This is a genomic window from Serratia sp. NCCP-200 (assembly GCF_059697885.1).
In genome coordinates, this window is record NZ_BAAKUJ010000001.1 from 831,832 (window position 1) to 846,778 (window position 14,947).

13 protein-coding genes and 1 tRNA gene are annotated in these 14,947 nt (G+C 57.9%); 11 read left to right on the forward strand and 3 right to left on the reverse strand.

The window, feature by feature from the left end; genetic code table 11:
• Nucleotides 1-24: 24 nt before the first annotated feature.
• From AC6HVW_RS03860 to AC6HVW_RS03870, 3 genes are all read left to right on the forward strand, one after another.
• Entirely contained in the window at nucleotides 25-1,488 is a 1,464-nt protein-coding gene (locus AC6HVW_RS03860; RefSeq protein ID WP_071680960.1) for an anion permease, read from the forward strand.
• A 144-nt stretch (nucleotides 1,489-1,632) separates the two neighbouring features.
• On the forward strand, nucleotides 1,633-2,865 hold the full coding sequence (agp, locus tag AC6HVW_RS03865) for a bifunctional glucose-1-phosphatase/inositol phosphatase (RefSeq protein ID WP_186486306.1): 1,233 nt from the start codon (nucleotides 1,633-1,635) through the stop codon (nucleotides 2,863-2,865).
• An 83-nt stretch (nucleotides 2,866-2,948) separates the two neighbouring features.
• The gene (locus AC6HVW_RS03870) at nucleotides 2,949-3,644 is read left to right on the forward strand and encodes a 4'-phosphopantetheinyl transferase family protein (protein ID WP_071680959.1); all 696 of its coding nucleotides are present in this window, start codon (nucleotides 2,949-2,951) and stop codon (nucleotides 3,642-3,644) included.
• A gap of 107 nt (nucleotides 3,645-3,751) precedes the next feature.
• On the opposite strand, the gene rarD is transcribed toward AC6HVW_RS03870, so the two are convergent.
• Nucleotides 3,752-4,630: an EamA family transporter RarD gene (rarD, locus tag AC6HVW_RS03875; protein WP_071680958.1), complete on the reverse strand. Its 879-nt coding sequence runs from the start codon at nucleotides 4,628-4,630 to the stop codon at nucleotides 3,752-3,754.
• 138 nt (nucleotides 4,631-4,768) lie between these two features.
• On the opposite strand from rarD, the gene alkB reads away from it, so the two are divergent.
• A complete protein-coding gene (alkB, locus tag AC6HVW_RS03880; RefSeq protein ID WP_021180310.1) occupies nucleotides 4,769-5,416 on the forward strand; it encodes a DNA oxidative demethylase AlkB in 648 nt (215 codons plus the stop codon).
• Here alkB and AC6HVW_RS03885 read toward each other — a convergent pair.
• On the reverse strand, nucleotides 5,378-6,334 hold the full coding sequence (locus AC6HVW_RS03885) for a LysR family transcriptional regulator (RefSeq protein ID WP_217497031.1): 957 nt from the start codon (nucleotides 6,332-6,334) through the stop codon (nucleotides 5,378-5,380). The two genes, alkB and AC6HVW_RS03885, sit on opposite strands and share 39 nt — an antisense overlap.
• 84 nt (nucleotides 6,335-6,418) lie before the next feature.
• Between AC6HVW_RS03885 and AC6HVW_RS03890 the strand changes: the two genes are divergently transcribed.
• The 7 genes from AC6HVW_RS03890 (at nucleotide 6,419) to AC6HVW_RS03920 (ending at nucleotide 14,638) form a co-directional block, all read left to right on the forward strand.
• Complete coding sequence (locus AC6HVW_RS03890; protein ID WP_071680956.1) at nucleotides 6,419-7,048, forward strand: alanyl-tRNA editing protein; 630 nt, start codon at nucleotides 6,419-6,421, stop codon at nucleotides 7,046-7,048.
• A 145-nt stretch (nucleotides 7,049-7,193) separates the two neighbouring features.
• On the forward strand, nucleotides 7,194-8,819 hold the full coding sequence (locus AC6HVW_RS03895; protein WP_071680955.1) for a TIGR04028 family ABC transporter substrate-binding protein: 1,626 nt from the start codon (nucleotides 7,194-7,196) through the stop codon (nucleotides 8,817-8,819).
• Between the two features lie 207 nt (nucleotides 8,820-9,026).
• Nucleotides 9,027-9,971: an ABC transporter permease gene (locus AC6HVW_RS03900; protein ID WP_071680954.1), complete on the forward strand. Its 945-nt coding sequence runs from the start codon at nucleotides 9,027-9,029 to the stop codon at nucleotides 9,969-9,971.
• Nucleotides 9,968-10,858, forward strand: a complete 891-nt coding sequence (locus tag AC6HVW_RS03905; RefSeq protein WP_021805774.1) for an ABC transporter permease — start codon at nucleotides 9,968-9,970, stop codon at nucleotides 10,856-10,858. Before AC6HVW_RS03900 ends, AC6HVW_RS03905 begins: the two co-directional genes overlap by 4 nt.
• The gene (locus AC6HVW_RS03910; protein WP_071680953.1) at nucleotides 10,855-12,498 is read left to right on the forward strand and encodes a dipeptide ABC transporter ATP-binding protein; all 1,644 of its coding nucleotides are present in this window, start codon (nucleotides 10,855-10,857) and stop codon (nucleotides 12,496-12,498) included. Before AC6HVW_RS03905 ends, AC6HVW_RS03910 begins: the two co-directional genes overlap by 4 nt.
• A complete protein-coding gene (locus AC6HVW_RS03915) occupies nucleotides 12,495-13,541 on the forward strand; it encodes a putative FMN-dependent luciferase-like monooxygenase (RefSeq protein WP_071680952.1) in 1,047 nt (348 codons plus the stop codon). The genes AC6HVW_RS03910 and AC6HVW_RS03915 overlap by 4 nt, the downstream gene beginning before the upstream one ends.
• Nucleotides 13,538-14,638: an alkylhydroperoxidase domain protein gene (locus AC6HVW_RS03920; RefSeq protein WP_071680951.1), complete on the forward strand. Its 1,101-nt coding sequence runs from the start codon at nucleotides 13,538-13,540 to the stop codon at nucleotides 14,636-14,638. The genes AC6HVW_RS03915 and AC6HVW_RS03920 overlap by 4 nt, the downstream gene beginning before the upstream one ends.
• 60 nt (nucleotides 14,639-14,698) lie before the next feature.
• On the opposite strand, the gene AC6HVW_RS03925 is transcribed toward AC6HVW_RS03920, so the two are convergent.
• Nucleotides 14,699-14,774: transfer RNA gene (locus AC6HVW_RS03925), tRNA-Asn, on the reverse strand.
• Nucleotides 14,775-14,947: the final 173 nt, after the last annotated feature.

Consider the following 14,947-nt stretch of genomic DNA (forward strand, 5'->3'; position numbering starts at 1 on the left):
ACGAAGCCTTCAGGAGAAGTGTCCATGTCCGAAACCAAAGAGAAAATCTGGAAAGCGATCGCCCCGTTGGTGGTGCTTGCCGTCCTGTTAATGATACCCACGCCGGAGGGCATGCCACCGCAAGCCTGGCGTTACTTTGCCATCTTTGTGGCGATGATCGTCGGTATGATCCTGGAGCCGATCCCGGCCACGGCGATCAGCTTTATTGCCGTGACCGTTAGCGTGCTCAGTTCTAACTGGGTGCTGTTTGGCGCCGAAGAGCTGGCCAATCCCAGCTTTAAAGCCGGTAAAGAGGCGCTCAAATGGGGGCTGGCCGGATTCTCCAGTACCACCGTCTGGCTGGTGTTTGGGGCCTTTATCTTCGCGCTGGGCTACGAGGCCACCGGGTTAGGGCGCCGCATCGCGCTGTTCCTGGTGAAGTTCATGGGCAAACGCACCCTGACGCTGGGCTACGCGGTGGTGATCATCGATATCATGTTGGCGCCGTTTACCCCGTCCAATACCGCGCGTACCGGTGGCACCGTGTTCCCGGTGGTGAAGAACCTGCCGCCGCTGTTTGATTCCTTCCCTAACGATCCTTCCTCACGCCGCATTGGTGGTTACCTGATGTGGATGATGGTGGTGGGGACCAGCATCAGTTCCTCCATGTTTGTGACCGGCGCGGCACCTAACGTGTTGGGCATCGAGTTCGTCAACAAGATTGCCGGGATCAATATCACCTGGATGCAATGGTTCCTGGCCTTCCTGCCAGTTGGGCTGTTGCTGCTGATCGTTGCGCCGTTGATTTCCTACTACCTGTATAAGCCAGGTGTAACCCACAGCAACGAAGTGGCTGGCTGGGCCAGTACGGCACTGGGGGAAATGGGTAAACTGACCCGCAAAGAATATACCTTGATCGGTCTGGTGTTACTCAGCCTGTGTCTGTGGGTGTTCGGCGGTAAAATTTTGGATGCGACCACGGTGTGCTTGCTGGCGGTATCGCTGATGCTTGCCCTGCACGTGGTCAGTTGGAAAGACATCACCAAATACTCCAGCGCCTGGAATACCCTGGTTAACCTGGCAACCTTGGTGGTGATGGCCAGCGGCCTGAGCCGCTCCGGCTTTATCGACTGGTTTGCCACCACCATGAGCACCCATCTGGACGGTTTCTCACCGAAGATGACGGTCGTCCTGCTGGTGCTGGTGTTCTACTACGCGCACTACCTGTTTGCCAGCCTGTCGGCCCACACCGCGACCATGTTGCCGATGATCCTGGCGGTAGGGAAAGGCTTGCCGGGCGTGCCGATGGAACACCTTTCCATCCTGCTGGTGCTGTCTATCGGTATCATGGGGGTATTGACCCCATATGCCACTGGCCCTGGGGTAATCATCTATGGCTGCGGCTATGTGAAGTCGAAAGACTACTGGCGTCTTGGTGGCATCCTCGGCGTGGTGTATATCGCGGCGCTGCTGTTGATCGGCTGGCCAATTCTTAGCCTGTGGTATTAAGTTAATCGGCGGCCATCCACGGATGGCCGCTGTTGCAATCCCTTCCCCCGTGACGCCCGTCACACACTTTCATGTCGAACGCCGTCATTATACAAATCCAACGTTAACCTATTCAAAATAATCATATTTAGGGAGCCTCTGCGGATGAGAAAAAAAACGTTATTACTTTGCCTGCCTTTGCTGTTCAGCGGCACCGCCTTTGCCGAGAACGACGGTTATCAACTGGAGCAGGTGCTGGTGATGAGCCGCCACAACCTGCGAGCACCGCTGGCGAACAACGGCAGCGTGCTGGCACAGTCCACGCCGAAAGCCTGGCCACAGTGGGATACGCCAGGTGGCTTGCTGACCACCAAGGGCGGCGTGCTGGAAGTGTATATGGGCCACTATTTCAACGCGTGGCTCAAGCAGGCGGGCATTTTGCCGCAGGAAGGTTGCCCAGCCGCTGACAGCGTTTACGTGTATGCCAACAGCCTGCAACGCACGGTAGCCACCGCGCAGTTCTTTACCAACGGCGCATTCCCAGGCTGCGACATCAGCGTGCATCATCAGGAGAAAATGGGGGAGATGGATCCTACCTTCAACCCGATTATCACCAACAGCAGCGAAACCTTTAACCAGCAGGCGTTGAGCGCCATGAATGCCGAGCTGGCATCGCTGAAGCTGGACGCCTCCTACAAGCAGCTCGAGCAGATCATCGACTACAAAGATTCTCCCGCTTGCAAGATCGACAAGCAGTGCAACCTGGCCACTGAACAGAATAAAATGAGTGCGGTACCGGGGAAAGAGCCAGGCGTTTCTGGCCCGCTGAAAGTGGGTAACTCGCTGGTGGATGCCTTTATGCTGCAGTATTACGAAGGCTTCCCGATGAAAGACGTGGCCTGGGGCAAGATTGTGACGCCGCACCAGTGGCAGCAGTTGGCCAAGCTGAAAGATGGCTATCAGGATTCGCTGTTCACCTCGTCGGTCGTTGCCCAGAACGTAGCCAAACCGCTCCTGACCTACATCAACTCGGCGCTGATTAGCGAGCGCAAGGCGGATTCACCGAAGCTGACCGTGCTGGTGGGGCATGATTCCAACATCGCTTCCTTGCTGTCAGCGATGAAGTTCAAGCCGTATGCGTTGCCGAAGCAGTATGAGAAGACCCCGATTGGCGGCAAGCTGGTGTTTCAACGCTGGCATGATGGCAAGGGCGATCGCGATCTGTTGAAGATTGAGTATGTCTACCAGTCCACCGAACAGTTGCGTAATGCCGAACCGCTGACGCTGAGCACCCCGCCGCAGCGCGTCACCCTGACGCTGGAAGGCTGTCCGGTAGATAAAGACGGCTTCTGTGCCTGGAGCGACTTTGAAAAAACCATGAAGGACGTCTTGCAATAACCGTGCTGCCGGGGCGAACCGTTTCGCCCCGGCCTGCCGCGCGGTATATACTGTCTCAACGGACCCCTTGTCACGGATGAAACGTGCTCTCTTCTTTTATTCTCAATGCTGAATTATTGCCGGTTGACGGTTTTGCTGGCCTGATCGCGCAGTGTCACTTCTCTGTCGCGGATTATCACGACGATCTATTTGCTGCCGCCGGTATCGATTTCCCTGAACATGTCGCACCCGCAGTCGCCAAACGTAAGGCGGAATATCTGGCCGGGCGCTATCTGGCGCGCTGGGTGCTGGCAGAGTTGGGCCATCAGGATTTCACTTTATTGCGCGGGGAGAAACGTGAACCGCTCTGGCCCGCCGGAATTGCCGGGGCGATCAGCCACAACAATGATACGGCGCTGTGTGCCGCTCAGCATGAGGATGGGGCAGGTGGCGTGGGCATTGATGTGGAAACGCAGATGCCATCTGTACGAGCAGAAGAGTTGTGGAGCGGCATCGTCAATGAGAACGAATGCCAGTGGTTACGCCAACATCCACAGCCCTTTAATCTGCTGTTGACGCTGGTATTTTCCGCCAAGGAAAGCCTGTTCAAGGCGCTTTACCCGCAGGTACGCTGCTACTTTGATTTTCTGGATGCGCGGATCGTCGGGTTGGATATGCAGGCGCAGACCTTTGAGCTGGAGTTGCTAACAACGTTGACGCCACGATGCCAAGCAGGCCGCCGGTTTAAAGGACGTTTCTGGCTGCAAGGTGACGCTGTCACAACATTGATTTATTTTTAAAATCAATAAATTGCCTGAAAAAAGATGCTCAACCGTAGGGGCGCCGCATGCTGCGCCCATTGAGCTGCAAGAAGCCTCGCCCTACGTCATGAGCCCAGTTTTCAGCATTACATTCTTCTGCGTAGCAGATGGCGCGCACCTTCCAGCACCAGTAACATTACCGCCAGCCAGATCGGGATATAGGTCAGCCATTGGTTGGCGTTAATGGTTTCACCCAATAGCAGCGCGACGATCACCAGCAATACCGGTTCTACATAGCTCAGCAGGCCAAACAGGCTGAAGGGGAGCAGGCGGCTGGCCAGGATATAGCACACCAGCGCCAGCGCGCTGATAATGCCCAACAGCGGGATCTGCAAATACAGCAGCGGTTTGGCCGTCAGTGCCGCCAGCGGTTCTGAGCCACCAAGGGCAAACAGGGCAGCAACTGGCAGCATCAGCGTCAGTTCACACCACAACCCGCCCAGATGATCGGTGCCCAAGCGGCGACGCAGAATAAAGTAAACCGGATAACCTAGCGCGACAACCAGCGTTGACCAGGAAACCCCGCCCACCAGGATCAGCTCATTACCCACGCCGACCAATGCGCATAGGGCCGCCATTTTTTGCAGCACAGACAGGCGATCGCGGAAAAACACTCGCCCTGCCAACACCATGGTCAGCGGCAGCAGGAAATAGCCGAGTGAGACATCCAGCGCCATCCCGTGCAGCGGTGCCCACAGGAATAGCCACAGTTGCACGCCCAGCAGGGAAGTGGTGAGCAGCAACAACAGCACGCGTTGCGGACGCTGCCGTAGCCAGTGCAGTATCTCTTTCACCCGCGCCCAGTCGCCGGAAAACAGCATAAACAGCGTCAGAAACGGCAGCGTCAGCAGGGTGCGCCAGCCATAGATTTCCTCGCCGTCGAGTGGGGTTAGCATTGAGGTGTAGTAATACATCACGCCGAACAGCAGTGAAGCGACGACGGAAAGTATGATGCCTTTGATCACCAGCGTTCCTGATTATTAATGGAATTTCCTGCGGCTACTCTAAGGCTATTTAGCTCTAACAACAATGGATTACGCTGGACTGGACAACAACGGCCAAGCGGTTAGAATTACACCTGTGTATTTATCCAGGTGATGACGATGACAATCGATCTGTTTGAAGATGCGCTGCCGCCGCCCTGGCGTGAGGAAATCGCGCCGGGGGCGGTGGTATTGCACGGCTTTGTTCGCGATCATGGGCCGGAACTGCTGGCGGCGGTCAACGGCGTGGTGGCACAGGTGCCTTGGCGGCATATGACTACGCCGGGCGGTTTCACCATGTCGGTGGCCATGAGCTGGTGCGGCAACGGCTGGAACAGCGATAGCAATGGCTACCGCTATTCGCAACGCGATCCCGGTACTGGCAAAAGTTGGCCAGAAATCCCGGCAATTTTGCTGGCTTTGGCCGATGAAGCTGCTTTGCAGGCCGGGTTCGGTCATTACGTCCCAGACTCCTGCCTGATGAACCGCTACGATCCGGGCAGTAAGCTTTCACTGCATCAGGATAAAGACGAGCATGATTTTACGGCACCGATCGTTTCGGTATCGCTTGGGCTACCGGCCGTTTTTCAGTTTGGTGGTCTGCAGCGCAGCGACAGAACGCGGCGCATCCCGCTGGCCCACGGTGACGTGGTGGTCTGGGGCGGCCCGTCGCGATTATGTTTCCACGGCATCATGCCGGTGAAAGAGGGCTATCATTCGCTGGTGGGGTCACACCGCATCAATATCACCCTGCGCAAGGCGCTTTAACGCGGGTTCCTGGCCTAAACTGGCCACCAGATAATCGATAAACACTCGCAGCTTGGGGGGCAGATGCTGCGTTGGAGCATACAACAGCCACAGATCGCCATGATAGCTGCTGAGGAAATCCCACTCTGGCAACACCTGCACAATCTCACCGCTGGCTAGCGCCTGGCGGGCGGTAAAGTAGGGTAGGCTGCCAATACCGATGTGCTGTCTCACCGCATCCAGCCGAACCCCGGTGTGGTTGGCGGCATAGCGCCCCCGCACATTGACCGAAACCGTCTTGCCGTTGCGGCGAAAACGCCAGCGTGCGTCGCTGGGCGTCTCCCCCAGATAAATACAGCTATGCTCCGTCAGGTCTCGTGGGTGAAGCGGCGTGCCCTGTTGGGCCAGGTAATGCGGAGTGGCGCATAGCAAATGTTCGATGGTCATCAACGGGCGGCCGATCAGGCCCGGTGACGGTCGGTCAGTGATGCGCAGCGCCAGATCGACCCGATCGTCGATCAGATCCATATAACGGTCCTCCAGCCGCAGATGGACATCCACCTGCGGATAGCGCCGTAAGAACTCCGGCATGTGAGGGTGCAGGACAAAGTGCCCGACGGCCTTCGGTACGCTGACGCTGATTGTGCCTTCCGGCTCTGAGCTGCTCTGGCCGCTGATGGTCAACACTGAGTTGGCGGCATCCAGCATGCTGCGGCAGCGCTGAAACACGGCTTCGCCTTGCTCACTCAGGCGCAGTTTGCGGGTGGTGCGGTGCAACAGCCGTACGTTCAGCGCTTGTTCCAACCTGGCAACGCTGCGGCTGGTGGCAGAAGGCGAGCTGCCTAACTGGCGGGCGGCGGCGGAGAAGCTGCCGCTTTCCACCACCTGAACAAAAACGGCCATTTCAACCAGCAGTGCGGTGGAAAGATTTGTGCTCACAGCGCAAAGGTCCATTGTAGTGAAGACGGATTATCAGCCGATTATGGCACGAATATAATAACGGCGTTAACCAGGAGAAAGCCCATGACCGAACGACTTTATTATTATCACGATGATTTGCAGCTCCAGGCACGGGTGTTGTCCTGCACGGCGCAAGAGGATGGCAGCTATGCGGTGCAGTTGGATGCCACGCTGTTTCACCCACAGGGCGGCGGGCAGCCGAGCGATAGCGGCACGATCGGCGGTGTAGCGGTATTACGTGTTGCCGCGCAGGGCGAGCAACTGCTCCATTATCTGGCCGAGCCGTTGCCCTGTGGCCCGGTCACTCTGGAGATCGACGGCGAGCAACGCCACTTGCATACCCGCTGGCATTCTGCCGGGCATCTGATTGGCTGGCTCGGGGAAAACCGGGGCTGGCAGCCGGTGAAAGCGCACCACTGGCCGGGGGAAGGGCGTATTACCTTTGCACCGGGTGCACAGGCAACAGAACTGCAACCAGAATATTTGCAACAACGGCTGACGGACTTGATCGCCGCCGACTTGCCACGCAGGCAGCAGGAACAGCAAGGCGTCCGTCAGGTTGGGTTTGGCGATCTGCCTGCTTATGGCTGCGGTGGCACCCATGTGCGTTCGCTGGCGGAGTTGGGCAAGGTGCAAATTACCGCCGTCAAGATGAAGAAAGGGCAGTTGATTGTGCAGTATCAGGTGGATTGATGGGGCGTACAGGCGTGCCCAGCCACGGCTTGGCGCGTTACTGCTTTTTTCATCATTAGTTAGCTAAATTAGTTCGTTCAACTCCGTGCCGTTTTGGTTTGTTATCTAACCCATAACAAACCGACATAAAGAAGGCACGGCACCCATGTTTAATTTTCCTTTCAAGACGTTAACCAGCGGACTGGCGGTGGTATTAGGCGCTGCGGCTGCGGCGAGCCCGGCCATCGCGGCGGTGCAGGGCGGCACGCTGATCTATCTGGAGCAGCAGGCCCATACCAATCTGTATCCCCCTTCAGGTGGGTTTTACCCCAACGGCGGTATCCTTAACCAGATCACCGACAAGCTGACCTACCAGAACCCGAAAACGCTGGAGATCGAACCCTGGATCGCCGAGTCCTGGTCCAGCAACCCCGATAAAACGGAATATACCTTCAAACTGCGCCCCGGAGTGACCTTCTCCGACGGGACACCGCTGGATGCCAACGCGGTGGCCAAGAACTTTGATACCTACGGCTTGGGCAATAAAGCGCTGCGCTTGCCGGTTTCCGAGGTGATCAATAACTATGACCACAGTGAGGTCATCGATCCGCTGACGGTCAAATTCTATTTCAAACGCTCGTCCCCGGGCTTCCTGCAAGGTACGGCGACCATCGGCTCCGGGCTGGTATCGCTCAGCACGCTGAACCGCCAATACGATGAACTGGGTGATGCGCGCCATATTATCGGCTCTGGCCCGTTTGTGGTGAGCGGTGAAAACCTGGGGCGGGAGGTCGATCTCAGCGTACGCCAAGACTATAGTTGGGGGCCCGCCAAGCTGCCTCAGCAAGGGCGGGCCAATCTGGATGCCATCAAGGTGATCGTCACCCCGGAAGACAGTGTGCGAATTGGCGCGTTGCAGGCCGGGCAGGCGGACTTTATTCGCCAGATCCAGGCTTACGATGAGAAGCAAACCCAAGACCAGGGCTTTACGATCTATGCCGCGCCAACCCGTGGCGTAAACGACAGCATTGCCTTCAGGCCAGACAATCCGCTGGTGGCCGATATCCGCGTGCGGCAAGCGCTGCTGCATGCCACCGACAGCAAACAGATCGTCGATACGCTGTTCTCCGCCAACTATCCACAAGCCAAATCGGTGATTGCCTCCTCGGCAGCCGGTTTTGTCGATCTCTCCGATAAATTGACCTTCGATTTGGCGAAGGCCAACCGCCTGCTAGATGACGCCGGTTGGCAAAAGGGCAGCGATGGTCTGCGCCAGAAAGACGGTAAAAAGCTGTTGTTAACGGTGTACGAGTCGTTGCCGCAGCCGCAAAACAAGGCGGTGCTGCAATTGGTCTCGCAGCAATGGGGCAAGGTGGGGGCTCGGCTGAATATCTTGGCAGGCGATGCGGGCAGCCGGGTGGCAGATAACCTCGATCCGCAAAAGACCCCGGCTTCGGTGGTCGAAGTGGGCCGTGCCGATCCCGATGTGATTAAAAGCCAGTTTTATCCCACCAATCGTGATGGCCTGTTGCAGCAAGGGGGCACTAGCCAGAACAGTAAATTTATCGACAACTCGCTGAACCAACTGCTGCTGGGGATCGCCTCTGAGGTGGATCCGGCCAAGCGCTTGCAGATCGCCGGTGAGGCTCAAAAGTATCTGCTGGATCAGGCCTATGTGATCCCGTTCTTTGAAGAGCCACAGGTCTTTGCCGGTGCTCCCTATCTGAAAGGCGTCAACTTTGAAGCGGTGGGTCGGCCAAGCTTCTATGGCGCGTGGTTAGAGAAACGCTAAGCCCGAGCTGCCTGCACCCCTCACCCCAACCCTCTCCCCAAAAAGGAGAGGGAGTCAGTTCAGCGTGGTGGTCAGGTGCGGAGTAAATCGAGGTACGGACAGTTCTGCCGATATGAGCACCAGTATAAAACGTGGCACGGATTGTCCCCTCTCCCTGTGGGAGAGGGTTAGGGTGAGGGGCCCAACGCCATATTCGAGGAGATAAAGATGCTGAAATACCTGAGTGGCCGAACCGGACAGGCGTTGCTGGTGCTGTGGGCGGCATTTACCCTGTCGTTTATCTTGCTACAGGTACTGCCCGGCGACGCGATCCTGATTAAATTCCAGAACCCGGATATGGGGCTTAGCCCGGATCAGATCGCCGACATGCGCGCCGCCTACGGTGCCGATGTGCCCCTGTGGCAGCAATATCTGCATACGTTGGGGAATTTCCTGCGTGGTGATTTGGGCTATTCGATCCAGAACGGCGTGCCGGTCAGTGCTTTGCTTGCTGCCAATCTGCCCGCGACCCTGCAATTAGCGGTGCTGGGTTTCACGCTGGCCTTGCTGTTGGCGCTGGTCATTGCCTTTGTCTCCAATCTGATCGGTTTTGGCTGGCTGAAATCGGCGCTGCAATCGCTGCCTGCGCTGTTTGTATCGGTTCCCACCTTCTGGCTTGGCATCGTGTTGATCCAGATCTTTTCATTCCGGCTGAAACTGGTGCCGATCATCAATCCAGGGGAGTGGATTGGGCTGCTGTTGCCGATCGCCACCCTGGCAATCCCAATCTCTGCCCCGTTGGCGCAGATCCTGATCCGCAGCATCGATAGCGTGCAAACCCAGCCGTTTGTGGCGGTGGCGCGAGCCAAAGGGGCTAGCCGTAGCGGAGTGCTGTGGCGGCATGTGGCGCGTAACGCGATGCTGCCGGTGCTGACTATCGCGGGCATTCTGTTTGGCGAACTGATCGCCGGGGCGTTGATCACAGAAACCGTATTTGGCCGCAGTGGCCTGGGGCAACTGACGCAGCAGGCGGTCGTGAACCAGGACGTGGCGGTGTTACAGGCGGTAGTGATGATCTCTGCCGCCGCCTTTGTCTTCCTCAATCTGCTGGTCGATCTGCTGTTCCCGCTGCTCGATCCCAGATTGAAATCCTATGCAGGAGCGACCCGATGAGCAGTATTCCGTTGGAAAAATCCGTGATGCCGGAACGCGATCTGTCCGGCGGGGAAACCGAAGGTAGTTTACCCACCGCCAGGCGCGCTCAGCGGCGTTATCCGCTCAGCCTGGGGCTGGCCTGGGCCGTGCTGGCGATCGCTGTGCTTTGGGCGATCGCCCCTGAGATCTTTACTGCGTACAGCGGCACGGAAGGAATTGCCGGAGCACAGCGTCTGGCACCGGGTGGTGAACATTGGCTGGGCACAGACCCACTGGGCCGCGATCTCTACGCCCGGATCGTGTATGGCGCATCGCACACTTTATCCGCAGCGTTGGTTGCCGTGGCGTTGGGGCTGGTTGTTGGGACGTTGCTGGGCGTAGTCGCCGGGGCTTTGGGCGGTATCGCCGATGATGTTGTGATGCGCTTGGTTGATGTTTTGCTGTCGATCCCTGGGCTGCTGCTTTCTTTGAGCGTAATTATCCTGCTGGGTTTTGGCACAGTGAATGCGGCGCTGGCGGTGGGGATCTCGTCGGTGGCCAACTTTGCGCGTCTGGCTCGTGCGGAGGTGCTGCGGGTGCGGCACAGCGACTACGTTGAGGCGGCTTACGGTAGCGGCGGACACTTTTGGGCGGTGCTATGGCGCCATATTCTGCCTAATTCACTGACCTCGGTGATTGCATTCTCTGCCCTACAGTTTGGCAATGCCATTCTGGCGATCGCCACCCTGAGCTTCCTGGGGTACGGCACGCCACCGCCCACGCCGGAGTGGGGCTTGCTGATCGCCGAAGGGCGTAACTACATCTCAACGGCCTGGTGGCTGACGACCTTCCCCGGCCTGATGGTGGTTGCCGTGGTGCTGGCGGCCAACCGAATCAGCCATGCATTAGGGAGCGCGCGCCGATGACCCCACAGACAACCGTTTCACCCGCGCCACTGCTGGAGCTGGATAACGTTTCTATCGCCTATCAGCAGGGCAACAGTAATCAGCGGGTGGTGCACAACGTTTCTTTTACCATTCAGCCAGGGGAGGTCGTTGCCCTGGTGGGGGAATCGGGATCGGGTAAAACCACCACGGCCCAGGCGATAATCGGCCTGCTGGCGGAAAATGGCCGCCTGGAGCAGGGGGCGATCCGGCTTAATGGCACCGATATTGCGCACTGGTCTACGCGCCAGTTGGATGCGGTGCGTGGCGCTCAGATAAGCCTGATCCCGCAAGATCCCGCCAGTTCGCTGAACCCGGTTAAAACCATCGGTGAGCAGGTTGCCGAGATCATCAATATTCACCAGCGTCTGCCACGCAAGCTGGTACAGCTTCGGGTAGTGGAGTTACTCACCCGTGTGGGGCTGACTCATTCTGAATTGCGCGCGCGCCAATATCCGCATGAGCTTTCCGGCGGCATGAAACAACGGGTGCTGATTGCCATCGCCATTGCGTTACGGCCCGCGTTGATTATTGCCGATGAACCGACCAGCGCGCTGGACGTCACGGTGCAAAAACGCATCCTCGATCTGATCGACGAACTGCGTCAGGAGTTTGGCACGGCGGTGCTGTTTGTCACCCATGATTTGGGCGTGGCGGCGGAACGGGCCGATAGGCTACTGGTGTTTCGTCAGGGCAGAGTGCAAGAGCAGGGGCAAACGGCGGCGGTGTTGCAGGCACCGACGCATGAGTATACCCGCCGCTTGTTTGCCGATGTGCCTTCGCTGGCCTCCGTTGCTCCGCCAATTATCATCCGTAAGGCGGAACCGGCGATCGTCGTCAACGAGCTGGTGAAGGATTTCCGTTTTGCTGGCAGAGGCGGGCAGGCGTTCCGGGCGTTGGATCGGGTGTCGTTCAGCGTGCAGCGCGGCACTACTCATGCGTTGGTCGGCGAGTCTGGCTCCGGTAAAACCACTTTGGCCCGCTGCCTGCTGGGTTTTCAGCGGCCGGATGCGGGGCAAATCATCATCGACGGCGTCGATTTTACCCGGCTGAAGGGCGAGGCGTTGCGCCAGTTTCGGCGACGTATTCAACTGGTCTATCAAAACCCCTTTGCTTCGCTCGATCCCGCGCAAACCCTGTATCAGGCGATTGAAGAGCCGTTGCTCAACTTTGAGCCTGTCGCCAAAGCAGAGCGTTACCGGCGGGTGCGGGAATTGTTCGAACGAGTCGCTCTGCCTGCCGAACTTCTGACGCGCAAACCGCGTGAGCTTTCAGGGGGCCAACGCCAACGGGTTGCCATCGCTCGTGCTCTGATATTGCAACCTCGGGTGCTGGTATTGGATGAAGCTACCTCGGCGTTGGACGTCACCGTGCAGGCGCAAATCCTGCGCTTATTAGAGCAGCTACAGCGAGAGTTGGGGCTGACCTACCTGTTTATCTCGCACGATCTGGCTACGGTGCGGCAAATCTCGCACAGCGTCTCGGTGCTGTGCCGTGGGCAACAGGTAGATGCAGGCACTACCGCCGAGATATTTGCCCGGCCCGGCAGTGACTATACCCGCCAATTGATTGCGGCCATTCCTGGCCGTGCGATGTACCAAACTTTAAAGGATGCCTCATGAGCGCTAAACGTCTCGGCTTTTTTACCCGCCTGCTGGATAACGGCAGTGCCCAGGAACGTTACCGTCTGGCCACTGAGCAGATTGTCCATGCCGAACGCGCCGGGTTCGATACCGCCTGGGTAGCGCAGCACCATTTTCATCAGGATGAGGGCGGCTTGCCTTCACCACTGGTTTTTTTGGCTCAGGCTGCGGCGCATACCCGGCATATTCGTTTGGGGACTGGAGTGATCACCTTGCCGATGGAGTCTGCCGTTCGCGTGGCGGAAGATACGGCGGTGTTGGATCTGCTCTCTGGTGGCCGGCTGGAAGTGGGGCTGGCGGCAGGGGGAACCCCGTCTTCGTTTAGCGCTTTTGGTATTGATGCCGAGCGGCGTAATGCGGCGTTTAACGATAATTTACGCATTCTGCTGGACGCCTGGAGTGGTGAGGCGCTCGGCAACTCTGCCAACCGTCTTTATCCGGCCGCTCCCCAACTGAAAAAACGCGTCTGGCAAGCCACCTTCTCGGTTGACGGTGGGATCCGGGCTGGTAAGGCTGGAGATGGGCTGATGTTGTCACGCACTCAACCCAGGCCGTCAGATGCGCCGGATACGCCACTCGATGAGCTGCAAAATCCGATTATTGATGCCTATCTCGCCGCGCTGCCGCCTGGGGTAGAGCCCCGGATCATGGGATCGCGCACCGCTTTTGTGACTGAAGATCAGAACCGTGCGCGGGATTTTGCTGCACAGGGGCTTAGCCGTGGATTGGAGCGCTTACGCGCCAGTGGGCATCAGGTGCGGGATGAGTCGCTCGACGGTTTGATCCGCGCTTTTGATATGCATCTCGGTACGCCAGAGCAGGTGATCGCCTCGTTGCAACGCGATAGCGCGCTGGCCCGTGTCACCGATCTGGCGTTTCAGGTGCACTCTATCGATCCGCCACACGCCTATATTTTGCGCTCCATTGAGCTGATAGCTCGCGACGTTGCACCGGCACTGGGCTGGCAGCGGCGCAATCCTGCCACGTTGGCTTATTCACATCACGCAGAGGAAAACGTATGACCGATACCCGGGATCATCTGACCAGACTGGCTGAAATCGGCCCAGACTCTCCTTTGGCACAGGCCAGAGCAACACGTCAGGGGGCAACCGACGGGATTGAGGCCAGCTATCAGAGGCTGTTCGCGCCACAGGATGTGGGCGGTTTTGGGATTGCGGAACGCCTGCTGTTGGCGCAACGTATCAGCGAATGGCACGGAGATCGGCAGTTGGCGGCGCATTATGCTCAACTGCAGCAGACTCCGCCCGCAGACGGCCCACGTTTGCAGGCCGCATTGGATCACGCAGAACGCCTGGCCTTCAAACCTGCCGGGGCAGAAGCCAAACACTTACAGGCTCTGCAACAGGCGGGGTGGTCATTGGATGACATCGTCACGCTTTCACAGCTGATCGCCTTTGTCAGTTTCCAGAGCCGTCTGCTGTACGGCTATCGCTTGCTGGCAGGATTGCCGGTAGCGACCAGTGGCCGTGCTCCCGTTCGAGCTTCCGCCTGGCGCACGGCGAGCCATACAGCCAGTGGCCGCCATGCACCGCCTGCGTTCACCAGCCAGGAGTTGGGATGGGAGCCCTGGATTGCGGCTAAACCCTTGGAGGCGTTTGACGAACCGGGAAAAGCCTTGTTGACCAAGTTCGGTCACGCGGATTCTGACTATTTCCGTTTGTTGGCGCGCGATCATGCGGTGCTGGAACAGCGAACCATCACGGATAGGGCCATTTTCTACACCGCGGGTGGCCTGGCCCGCCAGGATAGGGAGTTGGCTGCGGCGGTGGCCAGCAAGGTGAATGGCTGTATTTACTGTGCCTCGGTGCATGCGCGTAAAGCGGCGCAGTTATCCAAAAGGGCTGAAGAGGTGCAGCGCCTGCTGGATGTCGCGCCTGGAGGGTTCTTGAGCGAGGGGCAGGGTGAGGATTGGCGTACGCAAATAGACTTTGCCGCAGCGCTTTCGGCCACGCCACCGCAGGCCAATGCGGCTCAGCTGGTTGCGTTACGCGAACAAGGGCTAGGCGAACTGGAGTTGTTGGACCTGGTGCAGGCGACGGCCTTCTTTGCCTGGGCCAACCGGTTGATGCTGACGCTCGGCGAGCCTTATGACGATTGAGTCACCCGGTGTTAAACAGCAAAAAGCCCGCTTAGTTGCCTAAGCGGGCTTTTCTAAATATGGCTCCTCTGACTGGACTCGAACCAGTGACATACGGATTAACAGTCCGCCGTTCTACCGACTGAACTACAGAGGAATCGTGTGAACGGGGCGAATAATAGCGGTGCTAATGGGGCTTGTAAAGCATGAAAATACACAAATGTTCCGTTTGTTGAGGTTGTGAGCAAATTGGCTTGTTTTCCAGCAGGTTAAACTTTATCACTGACAGACAGGCCGCTATCATTGCAGACCGGGCGCACCTTGTAAGTT

Excerpts from the sequence above, each read along its gene's own strand:
- AC6HVW_RS03920 (WP_071680951.1), top strand. The coding sequence starts at position 13,538 with ATGACCGATACCCGGGATCATCTGACCAGACTGGCTGAAATCGGCCCA.
- AC6HVW_RS03910 (WP_071680953.1), top strand. The coding sequence starts at position 10,855 with ATGACCCCACAGACAACCGTTTCACCCGCGCCACTGCTGGAGCTGGAT.
- AC6HVW_RS03905 (WP_021805774.1), top strand. The coding sequence starts at position 9,968 with ATGAGCAGTATTCCGTTGGAAAAATCCGTGATGCCGGAACGCGATCTG.
- AC6HVW_RS03895 (WP_071680955.1), top strand. The coding sequence starts at position 7,194 with ATGTTTAATTTTCCTTTCAAGACGTTAACCAGCGGACTGGCGGTGGTA.
- AC6HVW_RS03860 (WP_071680960.1), top strand. The coding sequence starts at position 25 with ATGTCCGAAACCAAAGAGAAAATCTGGAAAGCGATCGCCCCGTTGGTG.
- AC6HVW_RS03915 (WP_071680952.1), top strand. The coding sequence starts at position 12,495 with ATGAGCGCTAAACGTCTCGGCTTTTTTACCCGCCTGCTGGATAACGGC.
- agp (WP_186486306.1), top strand. The coding sequence starts at position 1,633 with ATGAGAAAAAAAACGTTATTACTTTGCCTGCCTTTGCTGTTCAGCGGC.
- AC6HVW_RS03900 (WP_071680954.1), top strand. The coding sequence starts at position 9,027 with ATGCTGAAATACCTGAGTGGCCGAACCGGACAGGCGTTGCTGGTGCTG.
- AC6HVW_RS03890 (WP_071680956.1), top strand. The coding sequence starts at position 6,419 with ATGACCGAACGACTTTATTATTATCACGATGATTTGCAGCTCCAGGCA.
- alkB (WP_021180310.1), top strand. The coding sequence starts at position 4,769 with ATGACAATCGATCTGTTTGAAGATGCGCTGCCGCCGCCCTGGCGTGAG.